17 protein-coding genes are annotated in these 16,394 nt (G+C 68.8%); 7 read left to right on the top strand and 10 right to left on the bottom strand.

Translation table 11 applies throughout. The annotated features are described in order from the left end of the window. Positions 1–46: 46 nt before the first annotated feature. The 4 genes from ACFVJS_RS17905 to nth are packed head-to-tail and all read right to left on the bottom strand — an operon-like array spanning position 47 to position 3,250. Positions 47–1,225: a MarP family serine protease gene (locus tag ACFVJS_RS17905; protein WP_378882885.1), complete on the bottom strand. Its 1,179-nt coding sequence runs from the start codon at positions 1,223–1,225 to the stop codon at positions 47–49. After that, a complete protein-coding gene (locus ACFVJS_RS17900) occupies positions 1,222–1,905 on the bottom strand; it encodes an NUDIX hydrolase (RefSeq protein ID WP_378882882.1) in 684 nt (227 codons plus the stop codon). Before ACFVJS_RS17900 ends, ACFVJS_RS17905 begins: the two co-directional genes overlap by 4 nt. Beyond that, positions 1,902–2,534, bottom strand: coding sequence for a TlpA family protein disulfide reductase (locus ACFVJS_RS17895; protein ID WP_378882879.1), 633 nt, complete (start codon positions 2,532–2,534; stop codon positions 1,902–1,904). Before ACFVJS_RS17895 ends, ACFVJS_RS17900 begins: the two co-directional genes overlap by 4 nt. Continuing rightward, positions 2,534–3,250: an endonuclease III gene (nth, locus tag ACFVJS_RS17890; RefSeq protein WP_378882877.1), complete on the bottom strand. Its 717-nt coding sequence runs from the start codon at positions 3,248–3,250 to the stop codon at positions 2,534–2,536. Before nth ends, ACFVJS_RS17895 begins: the two co-directional genes overlap by 1 nt. Before the next feature lie 209 nt (positions 3,251–3,459). Here nth and ACFVJS_RS17885 point away from each other — a divergent pair, with 209 nt between their 5' ends. The 3 genes from ACFVJS_RS17885 (at position 3,460) to ACFVJS_RS17875 (ending at position 7,266) form a co-directional block, all read left to right on the top strand. Next, positions 3,460–4,137: a Crp/Fnr family transcriptional regulator gene (locus tag ACFVJS_RS17885; RefSeq protein ID WP_008356269.1), complete on the top strand. Its 678-nt coding sequence runs from the start codon at positions 3,460–3,462 to the stop codon at positions 4,135–4,137. 71 nt (positions 4,138–4,208) lie between these two features. Continuing rightward, positions 4,209–4,709 carry a SigE family RNA polymerase sigma factor gene (locus ACFVJS_RS17880; protein WP_378882874.1) on the top strand — a complete coding sequence of 167 codons (501 nt, stop codon included), beginning with the start codon at positions 4,209–4,211 and terminating at the stop codon, positions 4,707–4,709. After that, the gene (locus ACFVJS_RS17875) at positions 4,702–7,266 is read left to right on the top strand and encodes a hypothetical protein (protein ID WP_378882871.1); all 2,565 of its coding nucleotides are present in this window, start codon (positions 4,702–4,704) and stop codon (positions 7,264–7,266) included. The genes ACFVJS_RS17880 and ACFVJS_RS17875 overlap by 8 nt, the downstream gene beginning before the upstream one ends. Positions 7,267–7,272: 6 nt before the next feature. Here ACFVJS_RS17875 and ACFVJS_RS17870 read toward each other — a convergent pair whose 3' ends face one another. Genes ACFVJS_RS17870 through ACFVJS_RS17850 form a run of 5 tightly spaced genes read right to left on the bottom strand, consistent with a single transcriptional unit; the run spans position 7,273 to position 10,214 of the window. Next, complete coding sequence (locus tag ACFVJS_RS17870) at positions 7,273–7,869, bottom strand: YdeI family protein (protein ID WP_378882868.1); 597 nt, start codon at positions 7,867–7,869, stop codon at positions 7,273–7,275. 17 nt (positions 7,870–7,886) lie between these two features. Next, the gene (locus ACFVJS_RS17865; protein ID WP_378882865.1) at positions 7,887–8,681 is read right to left on the bottom strand and encodes an MBL fold metallo-hydrolase; all 795 of its coding nucleotides are present in this window, start codon (positions 8,679–8,681) and stop codon (positions 7,887–7,889) included. After that, on the bottom strand, positions 8,678–9,553 hold the full coding sequence (locus tag ACFVJS_RS17860) for an NUDIX hydrolase (protein WP_378882862.1): 876 nt from the start codon (positions 9,551–9,553) through the stop codon (positions 8,678–8,680). The genes ACFVJS_RS17865 and ACFVJS_RS17860 overlap by 4 nt, the downstream gene beginning before the upstream one ends. Positions 9,554–9,603: 50 nt before the next feature. Further along, on the bottom strand, positions 9,604–10,062 hold the full coding sequence (locus tag ACFVJS_RS17855) for a RidA family protein (RefSeq protein ID WP_378882859.1): 459 nt from the start codon (positions 10,060–10,062) through the stop codon (positions 9,604–9,606). Then, the gene (locus tag ACFVJS_RS17850) at positions 10,059–10,214 is read right to left on the bottom strand and encodes a DUF4177 domain-containing protein (RefSeq protein WP_378882857.1); all 156 of its coding nucleotides are present in this window, start codon (positions 10,212–10,214) and stop codon (positions 10,059–10,061) included. The genes ACFVJS_RS17855 and ACFVJS_RS17850 overlap by 4 nt, the downstream gene beginning before the upstream one ends. A 92-nt stretch (positions 10,215–10,306) precedes the next feature. Between ACFVJS_RS17850 and ACFVJS_RS17845 the strand changes: the two genes are divergently transcribed. From ACFVJS_RS17845 to ACFVJS_RS17835, 3 genes are read left to right on the top strand one after another with little or no spacing between them, the layout of a single operon-like run. After that, positions 10,307–11,122: a maleylpyruvate isomerase family mycothiol-dependent enzyme gene (locus tag ACFVJS_RS17845; RefSeq protein WP_378882854.1), complete on the top strand. Its 816-nt coding sequence runs from the start codon at positions 10,307–10,309 to the stop codon at positions 11,120–11,122. Positions 11,123–11,148: 26 nt separating this feature from the next. Beyond that, positions 11,149–12,165 (top strand): ArsA-related P-loop ATPase, encoded by a 1,017-nt coding sequence (locus ACFVJS_RS17840; protein WP_378882851.1) that lies wholly within the window; start codon positions 11,149–11,151, stop codon positions 12,163–12,165. Then, complete coding sequence (locus tag ACFVJS_RS17835) at positions 12,162–13,328, top strand: ArsA family ATPase (protein WP_378882848.1); 1,167 nt, start codon at positions 12,162–12,164, stop codon at positions 13,326–13,328. Before ACFVJS_RS17840 ends, ACFVJS_RS17835 begins: the two co-directional genes overlap by 4 nt. Positions 13,329–13,422: 94 nt before the next feature. Here ACFVJS_RS17835 and ACFVJS_RS17830 read toward each other — a convergent pair whose 3' ends face one another. Then, complete coding sequence (locus tag ACFVJS_RS17830) at positions 13,423–13,698, bottom strand: WhiB family transcriptional regulator (RefSeq protein ID WP_328527767.1); 276 nt, start codon at positions 13,696–13,698, stop codon at positions 13,423–13,425. 226 nt (positions 13,699–13,924) lie between these two features. Between ACFVJS_RS17830 and ACFVJS_RS17825 the strand changes: the two genes are divergently transcribed. Further along, entirely contained in the window at positions 13,925–16,366 is a 2,442-nt protein-coding gene (locus ACFVJS_RS17825) for a transglycosylase domain-containing protein (protein WP_378882844.1), read from the top strand. Positions 16,367–16,394: the final 28 nt, after the last annotated feature.

Below are 16,394 nucleotides of genomic sequence, written 5' to 3'. Positions count from 1 at the left end.
ACCGGAGTGACGTCTCGGCCGACCTAGCCGACGCCTCGGCGAGGGCTCAGCCGGCGCAGGCGCCGGTGTCGACAGCAGCGGTCTGAGAGCGAGCCTCGCGCGCGATGTCGATGACCTGGTCGGTGGTGAGGGCGTAGCCGGTCTCGGAGTCGGTGACCGAGGCGGCGAAGACGACGCCGACGACGTCACCCTCGGAGTCGACGATGGGGCCGCCGGAGTTGCCGGGTCGGATGAGGCTGCGTACGGAGTAGACGTCGCGGATGACGGTGCCGACGCCGTAGATGTCGGGCGAGCGGAGACGCTGCTCGGCGCGGATACGGCCGGGCTGTACGTCGAAGGGGCCGTCCTGCGGGTAGCCCAGGACCGCGATCGGGTCCTCGGCGGCGGCGGTGCGGTCGAACTCGAGGCGGTCGAGGTTGCCGCCACCCTTGAACTTCAGGACCGCGATGTCGATCTCGGGGTCGTAGTGGACGACCTTGGCGTCGTTGGCGCCGTCACCGACGATCACGTTGGGGTCGTCGACGCCGGCCACCACGTGGGCGTTGGTCATCAGGTAGCCGCGGCCGATGACGAACCCGGTGCCCTCGACGCCCTTGCCGCACTCGTTGGCGCCGCGGATCTTGAGGACCGACTCCCCGGCACGTACGACGTCTGGGTCGGTGAGCATGCGCCGTGGGCCCGGACCGACCTCGACGATGCGCTCGCGGGCGAACGGCTCCAGGTAGCGCGGGAAGAACGACGTGCCGACGACGTCGTTGAACGCGCGCAGCGCACGGTCGGCGGGCGACGGCATGATCGAGTCGACCTTGGCCAGGATCGCCGACCCGCGTACGGCCGGAGTGAGCCCGTTGATCTGAGCCCCCGAGACGGCCACGCCGAGCGCCCAGGCGACCACCAGCACGGCGGCAGCGCTGAGCAGCGACCCGCCGAGAGCGTCGACGATCCGCGCGGGTTGCCAGGTGATCTCGTCGCGCACCCTGACCCCGCCGTACTGCAGCACCGCCTGGCCGATGGACGCACAGGCGATCACGACGAACAGCGCCCCGAGCGAGACCCACAACGACGGGGCGGCACTGCCCAGCACCTTCGGCGCCAGCCAGATGCCGATGAACCCACCGAGGAGCAGTCCGCCGGTCGCGAAGGCCCCGGTGATGAAGCCCTGCCAGTAGCCCGAGAGCGCGTAGGCCCCGACGAGGATGATCAGGATCCAGTCAAGAAAGTTCACGGTCGATTCCGTTCGCGTCCCTGCAGCATGTATTCGGGCAACTCCTTGATCGGGGCGTCCGGAATCTCCGAGATCCACCCGAGATAGGTGAAGAAGCGGTTGATGATTCCACCTGTGAAGCCCCAGAGGATGACATCCTTCTCCGGTCCGATCAAGAACGCGGGCATCAGCCACCCGCCACGACCTGGCGAACCCACCTGGATCCGATGGGCCGGGTCCATGAGATCGGACAACGGCACCCGGTAGACCGCGTGCACCTCCTCGACCGAGCGCGTCGTCACCGGCGACGGCTCCCGCCACCACGCGATGATCGGCACCACCGCGTGGTTGGAGAACGGGATCCAGAGCGCGGGCAGCCTGCCGACCACGTCGACACCCGTCGGGTCGAGGCCGGTCTCCTCCCACGCCTCCCGGAGCGCCGCCTCCTCGGCCGTCTCCCCCGGATCGAGCCGCCCACCCGGGAACGACACCTGGCCGGGGTGGGAACGCATCGTGTGCGAGCGCTCGGTCAGCAGGAGATCGGGGCCTTCAGGGCCCTCCCCGAAGAGCATCAGCACGGCCGACTCCCGCGCGCTACCGTCTGCCGGCGGCAGGAACTGCGAGATGTCCTCACCTTGGATCCGCTCCGCCGCGGCGACGATCTCGTCGAACCACTCCGGCCGCGACCCGTTCGCCGTCACAGCGTGATCCCCAGCTTCTTCTCCACGAGCTCCTTCACCTGGGTCGCACTCGTCATGCCGCCCATCTGCAGCAGCTCGACCTCACCCGAGGAGGACAAGACGTACGTCGCCGGCACCGCTCGCGCCGTGAGCGGCCCGCCCTGCAGCTCACCGCCGGGATCGGCGTACATCGGGAAGGTCACGCCGCGCGAGATCGCCTCCTCGAGCGCGACCCCGGGGACCGTGTCCATGACGTCGATGCCGATCACCGGCACCTCGTCGCCGTAGGTCTCGTAGAACGACTGGAGCGCGGGCATCTCCTCCTTGCAGGGCGCACAGAAGCCCTGGAAGAGGTTGATCACCATGGGGCCTTCGAACGAGGCGAGGTCTGCCGGCTCGCCGCCACCGAGGCACGGCAGCACGATCGACGGCAGACCGCCGTCGCTCGCTGCCCCGGGCTCACACGCCTCCACCTTCGAGGCCTTCTTGGCCGCCACCATCTCATCGGTGGCGACGTCGACCTTCGAGGAGGACGGTCCGTCGCCGAGCGGCGCGCCGGACTGCCCGCCGCCGGCCGAGGACTCTGTGCCGCAACCGGCCAGGCTCGCCAGCAGCAGAGCGGCCACCGCCGCACCAACTCGACGAACCATCAGTTGCGGCCCTCCGTGCGGACCAGCTTCGCCGCAGCGACCGGGTCCGTCGGCCCCTCCCCGTACGCAGGGCAGAGCTTCGCCACCGGGCAGGCACCGCACGCCGGCTTCTGGGCGTGACAGATCCGCCGACCGTGCCAGATCACGTGGTGGGACAGCATCGTCCAGTCTCGCTTCTCGAAGAGCGCGCCGACCTCGTGCTCGACCTTGACCGGGTCCTTCTCGGTCGTCCACCCGAAGCGGCGCGAGAGGCGCCCGAAGTGGGTGTCGACGGTGATCCCGGGCTTGCCGAACGCATTGCCGAGCACCACGTTGGCGGTCTTGCGCCCGACACCGGGCAGCTTCACCAGCTGCTCCAGGCGCGACGGCACCTCGCCGTCGTACTCCTCCACCAGCACCGCGCTCAGCTTCAGCAGTGCGTCGGTCTTGGCCCTGAAGAAGCCGAGCGGTCCGACGAGCTGCTCCAGGTGTTCCCGGGGCGCCGCGGCCATCTCCTTCGCGGTCGGGTAGGCGGCGAACAGGGCGGGCGAGGCCAGGTTGACCCGCTTGTCGGTCGTCTGTGCGCTCAGCACCGTGACGACCAAGCACTCGAAGGGGTTGGTGAAGTCGAGCTCGGCCTTCGCATCCGGGTAGGTCTCACCGAGGATGCGGTCGATCCGACGGGCGCGACGCACCAGACCCAGGCGCGTCTCAGTCGCAAACTTCTGGGCAGGCACGCAGCAAGGCTACGCGGCCGCACCGACAATCCCGATCCGGCCCAGCAGGCGGCTAGCACAGATACCGCCACAAACGTGCACTTTCCGGCCGTATTGATGACCTATCGGCGGCTTATCGGTGGGGGATGTGCACCTGTGAGACGTTCCACAGATAGGATTCCCGGTGTAATACCCGCGGATGTGGGGAAAATCCAGGAGGAATGGCCGCAATGGACAACGACGTACTCCGTCAGGCACCGCTCTTCAGCGCACTCGACGACGAGTCGATGACGGCCCTGCACGCCTCGATGGCAGAGTCGAAGCTCCGCCGCGGAGAGGTGCTCTTTCACGAGGGCGACTCCGGCGACAAGCTGTACGTCGTGATCGACGGCAAGGTGAAGCTCGGACGCACCTCGTCCGACGGCCGCGAGAACCTTCTCGCGATCATGGGCCCCGGCCAGATGTTCGGCGAGCTCTCGCTCTTCGACCCGGGCCCCCGCTCCGCCACAGTCACCGCGGTCACCGACTCCGCCTTCGCGAGCCTGTCCCACGAGGACCTCCTCAAGTGGCTCGAAGGCCGCCCGGTCGTCGCCCGCGGTCTCCTCGCCCAGCTCGCCGGCCGCCTCCGCAAGGCCAACGACGTCGTCGCCGACCTCGTCTTCTCCGACGTCCCCGGCCGTGTCGCCAAGGCTCTCCTCGACCTCGCCGACCGCTTCGGCCGCACCGCCGACGACGGCGTCCACGTCCACCACGACCTCACCCAGGAGGAGCTCGCCCAGCTCGTCGGCGCCTCCCGCGAGACGGTCAACAAGGCTCTGGCCGACTTCGCCAGCCGCGGCTGGCTCCGCCTCGAGCCGCGCAGCGTAGTCATCATGGACATCGAGCGCATGGCCCGCCGCGCCCGCTGAGTCTTTACCTTCCAACAGGCACCCGGCCTCCTCTCACTCGGCGTAGTAGCCGGTGAAAGGAGGCCGTGCCTTTGTCCCCCACAGATCTCGATCGCGGGGCGTTCGAGCATTTCGTACGCTCCCGGGTCCCGGCGCTGTCCCGAACCGCCTACCTGCTCACCGGTGACGCACACCTCGCCGAAGACCTCGTCCAGCAGGCACTCCTCTCCGCCGCGAAGTCCTGGCATCGCATCCACGGCGACCCCGAGCCGTACGTCCGTCGCATCCTCTACACCCAGAACATCTCCTGGTCGCGCCGACGTCGCGTTCAGGAGACTCCGATGGAGTCGTACGAAGCACCTCCTACCCCGACAGAGGACTCCGACCTACGGCTCAGCCTCGAGCAGGCGCTCGCCGAACTGACCCCGAGACAGCGCACGATCCTCGTGCTCAGATTCTTCGAAGATCTCACCGAGGTCCAGACCGCCCACGTCCTCGGGATCCACTCCGGCACGGTCAAGTCCACGACCCGCAAGGCTCTCGACCGCCTGCGCACCCTCGCACCTCATCTCGAGGAGCTTCTCCATGACTGACCAGCAGCTCCGCGAGGAGCTCCACCGCATCGCCGAGCGCGCCCCTGAGGCGTACGTCCCCATCGACACCTTCGCCCGCGGCCGCCGCGCCCATCGCCGCTCCGTCGTCATCGCCGTCAGTGCGATCTCGGCCGCCATCGCCCTCATCGCCGGCTCCACCGCCCTCGCTCCGCAGCGCGACTCGGCCGAGGTCGACCCCGCCCGCGGCGACACCGACCTCGCCGTCCCAGACACGATCTATGCGGCGCCGACGTGGCTGGCCGAGACCGAGGACGGCCACTACGTCAATGCCGGGAAGCTCGAACACGACCTGGCCATCGGCACGGGTGCGATCGCGTACGTCCAACCGGCTCAGGACTCGAACGGAGCCGTCGCGGTCGTCGTCGATGCCGACGACGGCGACTACCACCCGCTCGCACTCCCCGACTTCATCGGCCTCGACCCCTACTGGAGGAACTCCTCCGGCGACGACGGCGGGCGCCGCCCGCTCGCCCTTTCACCGGATGGGACCCACCTGGCGTGGTCATGGGGACTGGGCCGAGACGCGGAACCCGAGGGTCAGCCCGTCCCGGGCGGCGTACGCATCGCCGACCTGACCACCGGCGAAGTCTCCGAGTGGGACTTCAGCAACGACGGGGCCACCTACGTCACCGGCGTGGAGTGGTCCGAGGGTGGCAGCCAGCTTCTCTGGACAGGGCTACAGATGGACCGCTGGGACGCCGGTGCGTACGTCCCCGCTGATGCCGTGGCGGGGGTCATCGCGCACGCATCGGCCGCCGCGACCAGCTACTCCGGCGGGATCGGCACGGTGACGGACCTCAGCCTGTGGGCTGTCTCCGACGACGGAACCATCGCCTTCAACGGGGCTTCGGACTCCGATCTCCGCGTCCAGCAGCCGAGCGGCGAGATCACACCGCTGGCGCTGCCCGCCAAGGCGTTCACCTATGAGCCGATCATGTTCCACGGATCCGACCTCTACGTCACCACGGAGAACGGACTGGCCCGTGTCGACGGCAGCGGCCAGACGTACCCGAGCCCGAACAAGATGCCACTGGTACCGGTCGGCTGGGTCGGCGACGGGCCGCTGCTCAAGCTCCATGGCCAAGACGACGTCTACTACGGCCAGACGTGGGCGGTCGAAGATGCGGCCGGAGGCGAGGACACCGGCAGAAACTCCCTGATCGCGGTCGACGGCGACGCGAACATGGTGGTCGACACCGTCAGCATCGCGTACGGCCTCATCGATGCCGACTCGATCAAGCACCCGACGGTGCACCGCAGCCAGCCGTTCTTCATGCCTCTGTGGGCCGGCACGGCATTGTTCTGGCTGGTCGCCGCGGTCGTGGTCGTCGTCCTCTGGCGATGGGCGAGGCGCGTACTTCTGGCCGTCGGCGTCCTCGCCGCCCTTATCTTTCTCGTGGGCGCGCTCTTCCTCATCGACACCACCGGCCTCTTCCCGCGGGGCGACACGGACGAGGGTTCAGGCGGCACGGTCGAAATTTCGTCCGCCTCGCCGGGCACCGAAGCGCCGGGTCGGGCGGTGATTCCGCGGAGCATTCGCTGGACGGACACGCCGAAATCCGACGTCCCCGTCTCCGAGTCGCTTGCCGTGGGACGCGCCATCCTCGCGTTCAGCGACGAGAACGGCGCGTTAGAAGATGACGGGATAGCGGTGGTGATCACCGCTGACGGCGACTATCAGCGCCTCCGCCTTCCCGGAGTCGAAGGGCCTAGCGACATCCTCATGGGCCGGCCGATCTTGCTCTCCCCCGATGGCGCCCGACTCGCGTACGTCACCGGGGACCCGAGCGTGCACGTGCTCGATCTGGAGACCGGTGAGATCGCCTCGCACACCGTCCCCATCGGCGGCAATGAGGTCACGAGTGTCGCCTGGTCACCGGACTCGACCTGGCTCGTCTGGCACTCCGACTACGAAGACCAACGAGCCGGGCGCATCACGCCCGACGGCACCGCCGAGCCGCTTCCCGATGGCGACTGGGCGAACGCAGGCATCGGCAACGACGGCACCGTCGCCGCCAGCACCGAGTCCGGCACCCGGTTCTGGCCCGAGGACGACGCTGCCGATCTGCCCGACACCGGCGAGGGAAGCGTGTCGACCTGGGTCGGCACCGGCACGGCGGAGGACGGACGCGACGATGTCCGAACAATCGAAAGCGACTTGTCCACGCGAGTCGACTTCGCGATCGGCCCGACCGGTCGCGGTGTCGACGTCGACGGTCGCCGACTCGTCGAGGTCGCAGGTTGGCTGGCCGACGGGACCCCATTCATCGTGACAGCGGGCGAGGATGGAAACGATCTCCGCACCGTCGCCGACGACGGATCGACCGAGATCGTGGCGGAGATCGACTCCCGGCTGCAGATGTTGAGCATCGCCACCGCCCTCCCCGAGGATCTGGCCGTCCAGACGCCGGACACCGAGTGGGCCGAGCCCAGCCCGCTCCGCTGGCTACCGCCCATCGGAGCCATCGGGGCAGTCGTGACCGGCCTCCTCGTCTGGGGGCACGTCAGACGAAAGAAGACCGAGAGGGCCACCTGAACGGAGCTACTGCGGCCGGCGCTTCTGGGGATGGATCGTCTCGTGACGCGCGAGCATGGCGACGTACTCCTCGATACGGCGCGCCCGCGCGGCCTCGGTCTTCAGGGAAGTGATGCGGTGATAGAAGGCGTAACGGTTCTGCGAGGTGAGGACGTCATACATCGCCTGAGCCTCCGGCACCGCGGCGATGGCGGCGAGGAGGTCGGGCGGGGTCTCCGCGGTGGCCGGACCCGCGTACGCAGCCTCCCACCGCCCATCCGCCTTCGACGCCTCCACCGCGGCCCGGCCGGCCGCGGTCATCCGGCCCTCTGTCTCCAGACGGCCGATGTGTTCGACGTTCCGCTGTGACCAGCGGCTCTTCGGCCCGCGCGGGGTGAACCGCTGGAACGACGACTGTTCGTCGCGCCGCCGGGCCTGACCGTCGATCCAGCCGAAGCAGAGCGCTTCGTCGAGCGCGGTCTGCCAGGTCAGCGTGGTCAGCGTGCCGCCCTTCTTGGTCAGCACCAGCCAGACCGCGGACGTGTCGGCATGATGCTCCTCCAGCCAGGCCCGCCAAGCGGGCGGATCGGGAAGCAGGAGCTCGGCTCCGGGCAGGATCGCCATGAGCCGAAGAGTAGGCCTCAGCGCTCGGCGAGGTAAGCCAATTGCGCCCTCACCGACAGCTCGGCCGCACCCCAGAGAACCTGGTCGACGTCGGCGTACACGATCTCCACGATCGCCCGCGGATCCGCGTCGGCCGGAGCGACGCCGAGCCCGGCCACAGCATCCTCGACCTGGCCGAGGCGCTCACGGCGGTGGGCGATGTAATAGTCCAGCGCGGACAGCGCGTCACCGATGACCGGCCCGTGACCAGGCCAGACGCTGCCGACGCCGTGCTCAGAGGCCAGCGCGTGGAGGCGGTCGAGCGAGTCGAGATAGGCACCGAGCTCGCCGTCGGGGTGGGCGACGACCGTGGTCCCACGCCCGAGGACCGTGTCTCCGGTCAGCACCGCCCCGTCCCCCGGCAACCAGAACGACAAGGAGTCCGAGGTGTGGCCGGGCGTCCCCACGACGCGGATCTCGAGGCCGTCGACCTCGATGACGTCGCCGTCGCCGAGCCCCTCGGTGCCGAGGCGGTATTCAGGATCAAGAGCGCGTACGCCGGCCCCGACCCGCTCGGCGAAGGCTCGTGCCGCCTCGGAGTGGTCATAGTGGTGGTGGGTCAGCAGCACGGTCGCCACCTCGCCGGCGGCCTCCGCGACCGCGTCGAGATGTCCCTCGTCGAGCGGCCCGGGGTCGATCACGACCGACCGGCGCGCGCCGGGCTCGCGCAGCACCCAGGTGTTGGTGCCGTCGAGCGACATGATGCCGGGGTTGGGCGCGAGGATGCACTGTCCGCGCTCGCCGAAGACCCCGCCCGACCAGGACTCGGTCACGAGCGTCCCCTTCCCGCGACGAGCGACGCGTGCAGCGGCATCATCGACAGCGCGTGGCCGCCGTCGACCTCCGTGACGGCCGGCGTGAACATGGTCAGCTCGCGCTCCGCCGCGGCGGCGAGCACGTCGTCCTCGGAGCCGATCGAGGCGACCTCGAGGCAGTTGAGGTAGGTCGGCGGCATCATCGCCAGCTCGCCGGCCTCGACCTGGTCGACCGCCTCGGCGGCGCCGAGCCAGTGCACCGAGGAGGACTCGCTCGACACGTCGCGTGTCACCTGTCCCTCGGGCAGCCGCGCGACGAAGAACCAGGTCGCGAAGCGCTTCGGCTCGAAGACCGGCGTCGTCCACGCGGCCCACGGCCCCAACAGATCCGTACGCAGCACCAGCCCGCGTCGGGTCAGCAGCTCGGTCAACGACAGCGAGCGCGACTCCAGAGCGACCCGATCCGCCTCCCACTCCGACCCCGAGACGTCGTCGACGACGGCGTCGGCCGACGTCCCGGCGAGCAGTACGCCGCACTCCTCGAACGTCTCCCGCACGGCTGCGGCGACCAGCGCCCGGGCCCGGGACTCGTCGACCCCGAGCCGACGCGCCCACTCAGCCGCGGACGGCCCGGCCCAGCAGGAGTCGGGCAGCTCGGCGTCGCGTACGTCCACCCCACCGCCGGGGAAGACGGCCATCCCAGCGGCGAAGCCCATCGTCAGCTGGCGTCGGAGCAGGTAGACCTCGGGCCCCGACGAGGAGCCCGGCCGCAGCAGCAGGACCGTCGCCGCGTCCCGCGGCTCGACCGGGGTGCGTACGCCCTCGGCGTACTCCCCGGCCAACGCCACGATGTCGTCATCGAGCCGGACAGGAGGGATCGGGATGCGCACGTTCGTCACTGTAGCGACGCGCACACCCGCGCCCTACCCTCATCCGAGACTCAGATTTCGACGACGATCTCCACCTCGACAGGTGCGTCGAGCGGCAGAACGGGCACACCGACGGCCGAACGCGCGTGCCGGCCGGCATCGCCGAAGACCTTTCCGAGCAGCTCGGAGGCACCGTTGGCGACACCCGGCTGGCCGGTGAAGTCGGGAGTGGACGCGACGAAGCACAGCACCTTCACGACCCGCTTGACCTGCGAGAGGTCACCGATCTCGGCCTTGACCGCAGCCAGGGCGTTGAGCGCGCACTGCTGCGCCGCGGCGTAGCCGTCCTCGGCCGACACGTCGCCGCCGACCTTGCCGACGGAGAGCAGCGCGCCGTCCTTCATCGGGAGCTGGCCCGAGGTGAAGACGTGGTTGCCCGAGCGCACGGCCGGGATGTAGGCCGCCACCGGCGGCACCACGTCCGGGACGCTCAGCCCCAGCTCGGCGAGGATCTCCTCGGGAGCACTCACTCCGAGACCTCCCGCTTGAAGAATCCGACGTAGTTGCCCGTGCCGTTGTCGAGGATGGAGACGAGCTCCCACCCGTCGGCACCGAAGTTGTTGAGGATCTGCGCCGCTGCGTGGTTGAGGACGGGCGCCACCTGGTATTCCCACTTGGTCATATCCGCACCCTACTTCGCGACGTTCCGGCCGATCCTCCCGATGACACGGTTTGATCTTCCAACCGAGCCACGGACCCACTACCGTCGGGTCCGTGACTTCCACCGAGCAGCTGAAGACGTACGTCGACACCTGGTGGTCCTCGATCCAGGACCTCCTCGCGCTCCTGGAGGAGCTCTCCGAGGGCGAGTGGGATCTGCCCACCGATCTCCCCGGCTGGGACGTACGCGCCATCGCCTCCCATGTCGCTCACCTGGAGGGCATCACCGCCGGCGCGCCCCACGAGCAGGCGGAGGTCCCAGAGTCGCCTCACATCACCTCGCCGATGGGCCAGTTCACCGAGATCGGCGTGCTCACCCGGCGCGAGGCGGCTCCGGAGAGCATCATCGACGAGATCCGCCGCTACACCGCCGTACGCCACGAGCAGCTGCTCGCCTCCCCGCCCGAGGATCCCGCGGCGCCGGCGCAGGGCGTCTTCGGCGCGATCGGGTGGACCACCGGCAAGCTGCTCCGCAACCGACCGCTCGACGTCTGGCTGCACGAGCAGGACATCCGCCGCGCGACCGGCCGCCCCGGCAACCTGGACACCCCCGGCGCCCTCCACACCGCCGACTACCTCCTCGAAGGCGTCGGGTTCGTGCTCGCCAAGAAGGCCGGCGCCGACCCCGGCTGCACGGTCGTCGTCGAGGTCGAGGGCCATGCGCCGTACGCCTTCACGGTCACCCGCGAGGGCAAGGGAATCCCTGTCATCGACCCGGCGAACGCCCCCACCGTCACGCTCTCCACCGACCGCGAGACGTACGTCCTCCTGGCCGGCGGCCGCGCCTCCGCCGACCCCACCAAGGTGACGATCACCGGCGACACCACCCTCGGTGGCAAGATCGTCGAGAACCTCAACATCACCCCCTGACGGCGGGTCCCCGTTAGAGTCACCCCATGAGTTCCGACTGGCCCCATGTGCAACTGCATGTGGTGACCGGCAAGGGCGGCACGGGCAAGTCGACGGTGGCTGCGGCGCTGGCGCTCGGGCTGGCGTCCCACGGCAAGAACGTCCTGCTCTGCGAGGTCGAGGGCCGGCAGGGAGTGGCGCGGATGTTCGACGTCGACCCGCTGCCCTACGCCGAGACCCGCATCGCGACCGGACTGAGGATGCGCTCCCGGTCCGGTGCCGACGCTGAGCCGGGCAACGTCTACGCCCTGCACATCGCTCCGGAGGAAGCCCTCCTCGAATACCTCAAGATGTACTACAAGCTCGGCCCCGCCGGCCGCGCCCTCGACCGCTTCGGCGTCATCGAGTTCGCGACCACGATCGCCCCGGGCGTCCGGGACGTCCTCCTCACCGGCAAGCTCTTCGAGGCCGTCCAGCGCAACAGCCGCAACAAGGGCGCACGGACCTACGACGCCGTCGTGCTCGACGCTCCCCCGACCGGCCGGATCACGACCTTCCTGAACGTGTCCGAGTCGGTCGCCGGCCTGGCCAAGGTCGGCCCGATCAAGAACCAGGCCGACACGATGATGACCCTGTTCCGCTCCCGGCGCACGGCAGTCCATCTGGTGACGCTGCTCGAGGAGATGCCGGTCCAGGAGACCGCCGACGGCATCGCTGAGCTGCGTGCCGCCGGGCTCCCTGTCGGTGGCGTCATCGTCAACCAGGTGCGCCCCCGCGACCTGCCCGACGAGTCCCTCGCCGCAGCACTCGCCGGCTCGCTCGACGGCGAGGCCATCGCCGAAGACCTCAAGCGCGCCGGCGTCGAGCCCGACCCCGCACTGATCTCCGCCCTGACCACGGAAGCCAAGGAGTACGCCGAGCGGCGGTCCCTCGAGGACGCCCAGCGTGACCTCGTCGCCGGTCTCGGTGTCCCGACCTACGAGCTCAACCGGATCGCGGGCGGCATCGACATCGGTGGGCTCTACGAGCTCGCCGCCGAGCTGAAGGAGCAGGGGCTCGCATGACGTCGCACCCACGCGTCGGCCCGCTGGCCGCCCAGTCCGACCACACCCGGACCCTCGATGTCGACCGGCTGCTCGACGACCGCGACACCCACATCATCGTCTGCTGCGGCAGCGGCGGTGTGGGGAAGACGACCACGTCGGCCGCACTCGCGCTGCGTGCCGCCGAGCGCGGACGCAAGGTCGTGGTGCTGACGATCGACCCCGCCCGACGGCTCGCCCAGTCGATGGGCATCGCCCAGCTCGACAACACGCCTCGCCCCGTTCCCGGGGTCGGCCCGGGCCGGCTCGACGCGATGATGCTCGACATGAAGCGCACCTTCGACGAGGTGGTCGAGTCCCAGGCCAGCCCCGAGAAGGCGCAGCAGATCCTCAACAACCAGTTCTACATCGCGCTCAGCTCCAGCTTCGCTGGCACGCAGGAATACATGGCGATGGAGAAGCTCGGCCAGCTCTACCGTGCCTCCTTCGCCCACAACGGCGGCAACGGCGACTACGACCTGATCGTCGTGGACACGCCCCCGAGCCGGAGCGCCCTCGACTTCCTGGACGCTCCCGAGCGCCTGTCCAGCTTCCTCGACGGCCGCTTCCTGCGCCTGATGCTGGCGCCTGCCAAGGGACCGGTGCGGCTGATGTCGGCCGGGATCAACATCGTCACCAACGCGCTCAAGAAGGTCCTCGGCGGGCAGATGCTGACCGACCTGCAGACCTTCGTGACCGCGCTCGACACCGTCTTCGGTGGCTTCCGGCAGCGGGCCCAGGAGACCTACGCACTGCTCCAGGCCGACGAGACCGCCTTCCTCGTCATCGCCGCCCCCGAGCCCGACGCGCTGCGCGAGGCCGCCTACTTCGTCGAGCGGCTCTCCGGTGACCGGATGCCGCTCCAGGGCCTGGTCGTCAACCGGGCCACGCTTCCCGATGACGCCGCGCTCACCGCGGCCGCGGCCGGTGCGGCCTCGGAGCGTCTGCCCGACGCGCCCCTCACCGCCGGGCTGCTGCGGCTCCACGCCGACCGCGCCCTGCTGGTCGAGCGCCAGCACCAGCTGCGCGAGCGCTTCGCCGTCGCCCACCCGCAGGTGCCGACCGCCGTGGTGCCGGCCCTGCCCGGTGACGTACACGATCTCGACGGGCTCCGCGAGATCGGCCGGCTGCTGGCCCGGGGCTGAGCGCCTGGAAATGAGGTCGAGCCAGGACGTACATCACGTACGTCCTGGCTCAGACCACGATCTTCAGCGATCCACTCGAGTAGGGGACGAGTGATCACTCCACCGAGGCGCGAGTGCGAGCGGCCTCGAGAACGGCACGCCACGAGGCGTTCGGGCTGCGGCGGAGCAGCGCGCGACGCTCACGCTCGGTCATGCCGCCCCAGACACCCCACTCGATCTGGTTGTCGAGCGCCTCGGCCAGGCACTCGGTGCGGACCACGCAGCCGGAGCAGACCAGCTTGGCCTTGTTCTGCTCGGCTCCACGTACGAAGAGCTCGTCGGGTTCGTTCTCACGACAAGCGGCCTGCAGCGACCATTCATCTACCCACATTGTGTGCCATCCCTTCGTCGGAGCGCTTCGCCCTCCCCAGTTGACGGCGTGGGCGCCCGTGCGGACTAAAGGTTAAGGACCGGAACCTGTCGAGTGACACACCCTTCTTACCCAAAGTACGTAGTCCGAAATGACTAGGAGAGGTCTGGGGAGGCGTTCCGTACCTCCCCGTCGGCGCCGATTGCGAATCATGTGCTATTAGCCGCGATCACCTACGATGACCAGCATGTCCTCGCCGTCGCTGCGTCCGCAGACCGTGCTCAAGCATCTCGCTGTCATGTGTGGGGTGGCAGCCGTCCTCGGAGTCGTCGCCGCAGGTCTGGCCATCCCGTTCGCCGGTGTGGCCGGGATCGCTGCCAAGGAGACCGCCGAGAAGATGGACTCCCTGCCGAAGGCCTTCGAGGTCGACGACATGTCCCAGACGACCAAGATCGTCGACCGCAAGGGCAACCTGATCACGACGCTCTACGACCAGAACCGCGTCTACCGCCCGCTCGACCAGATCTCGTCCAACATGACGAAGGCGCTGCTGGCGATCGAGGACTACCGCTTCTACCAGCACGGCGCGATGGACCTCAAGGGCACGCTGCGCGCGCTGATCACCAACCAGGCCAGCGACTCGGTCCAGGGTGGCTCCTCGATCACCCAGCAGCTGGTGAAGACCACCCTGGTCTACTCCGCGAAGACCGAGGCCGAGCGCAAGGCGGCGATCGAGAAGTCGACGGCCCGCAAGATCCGCGAGCTGCGCTACGCGATCGCGCTGGAGGAGCAGCACTCCAAGGACTGGATCCTGGAGCGCTACCTCAACGCGGCCTACTTCGGCGACGGTGCCTACGGCGTCCAGGCAGCCGCCAAGCACTACTTCAACGTCAACGCCTCCGAGCTCAACTGGCAGCAGTCGGCGATGCTCGCCGGGATGGTGAAGAACCCCACCGGCTACGACCCGACCAACTATCCCGACGCCACCATCGCCCGCCGCAACGTCGTCATCGACCGGATGGCCGCGCTGAAGGTCGTCTCCCGCCCGGAGGCGGAGAAGCTGAAGGATGCCGACCTCGGCCTGAACGTCCAGAAGCAGCGCAACGGCTGCCTCGGCTCCTCCGCGGAGTTCTTCTGCGACTACGTTCTCAACTGGCTGATCAAGGATCCCTCCTTCGGCGAGACGGAGGCCGACCGACTGGCGCTGATCAGGTCCAGCGGCCTGACCATCAAGACCACGTTGGACCAGCGCTTCCAGGACGCGGCTCAGGCCTCGGTCGAAGACCACGTCAACGCCACGGACGACGCGATCGGCGCGCTTGCCATGGTCGAGCCCGGCACCGGCCGGGTGCGAGGGCTCGCCCAATCGCGGCCGATGGGCGACAATCGGAAGAAGGGCCAGTCGTACCTCAACTACATGGTCCCGACCCAGTACGGCGACTCGGCCGGATTCCAGGCCGGATCCACCTTCAAACCGTTCGTCCTGACTGCCGCGATCGAGCAGGGCTTTCCGCTCAAGCAGAAGATCAACTCCCCTGAGCAGCTGACGCTCGACCAGTCGTCGTTCGCGCCTTGCCCTGGCGACGGCAAGTTCAACGGCCCGTGGCCCGTCAGGAACTCGACGACCTCAGGGATGAAGGACGCCTACACCGGCACTCGTGAGTCGGTGAACACCTTCTACGCCCAGCTCACGCAGATCACTGGATTCTGTGCCCCCTACAAGATGGCCCAGAAGATGGGCGTTCAGCTCGATGCCCCCTTCGGGCGCGACAAGGAGACCGGAGCGGCTTGCAAGTCCGCCCAGACCGGCTGCACCAACGGTGAACGAGTGCCGTCCTTCGCTCTCGGTGTCACGAGCGTGAGCCCCCTCGAGATGGCGGAGGCGTACGCAACCTTCGGCGCTCGCGGCAAGCACTGCGACTCGGTCCCAGTGAACGAGATCCTCGACGCCAACGACAAGGTGATCAAGACCTACAAGCCAACCTGCAAGCAGGTCATGGCCCAGGGCACCGCCGATGCTGTCAACGACATCCTTCGCGGTCTCATCGAAGGCGGCTTCGCAAGCAACCAGGCACTCTCGGTGCCGGCCGCCGGCAAGACCGGAACCATCAACAGCAACATGGCCGTCTGGTTCATGGGTTACACCCCGAAGCTGGCCACCGCCGCGATGGTCGCCGGCGCTAATTACGACGGCACGTGGAAGACCCTCAACGGCCAGTACGTCGGCGGGTCCTACATCGGCGAGGCCTCCGGCTCAGCCGTCGCGGCGCCGATGTGGGGCGACGCGATGAAGGTCATCGACAAGTACCTCAAGTGGGTGGACTTCCACGAAGTCAACCCGAAGGTGATCGCGGGTAACACGGTCGACGTCCCGTGGGTCGGCGGCATGACCGTCGAGAAGGCCACGAAGGTCCTGCGGAGCGCTGGTTTCCAGGTCCAGGTGGGGCCGGAGGCCTACTCGGAGTACGACCGCGGTCTGGTCGCCTTCACCACCCCGTCCGGCGATGCCGCGGAGGGCTCGCCGATCACGATCTACACCTCGCTCGGCCCGGAGCCGAAACCGGATCCCAAGCCCGAGAAGAAGCCCGACCGGAAGAAGGGCGGCGGTGGCGGCGGCGGTGATCGCGCCGAGAAGCCAGCCGCGGTCGAGGAGGAGCCTGACTTCGGCTGGGAATGGCCGACAGGCTGACGCCGATCCCTTTCGACGAGTGTGGCCC

Origin of the sequence: Nocardioides sp. NPDC057772 (genome assembly GCF_042798075.1) — a bacterium.
In the GTDB taxonomy this organism is placed as follows: domain Bacteria; phylum Actinomycetota; class Actinomycetes; order Propionibacteriales; family Nocardioidaceae; genus Nocardioides.
Note: the sequence above shows the minus strand (reverse complement) of the source record. Positions and strands in the feature narration are given on the sequence as shown.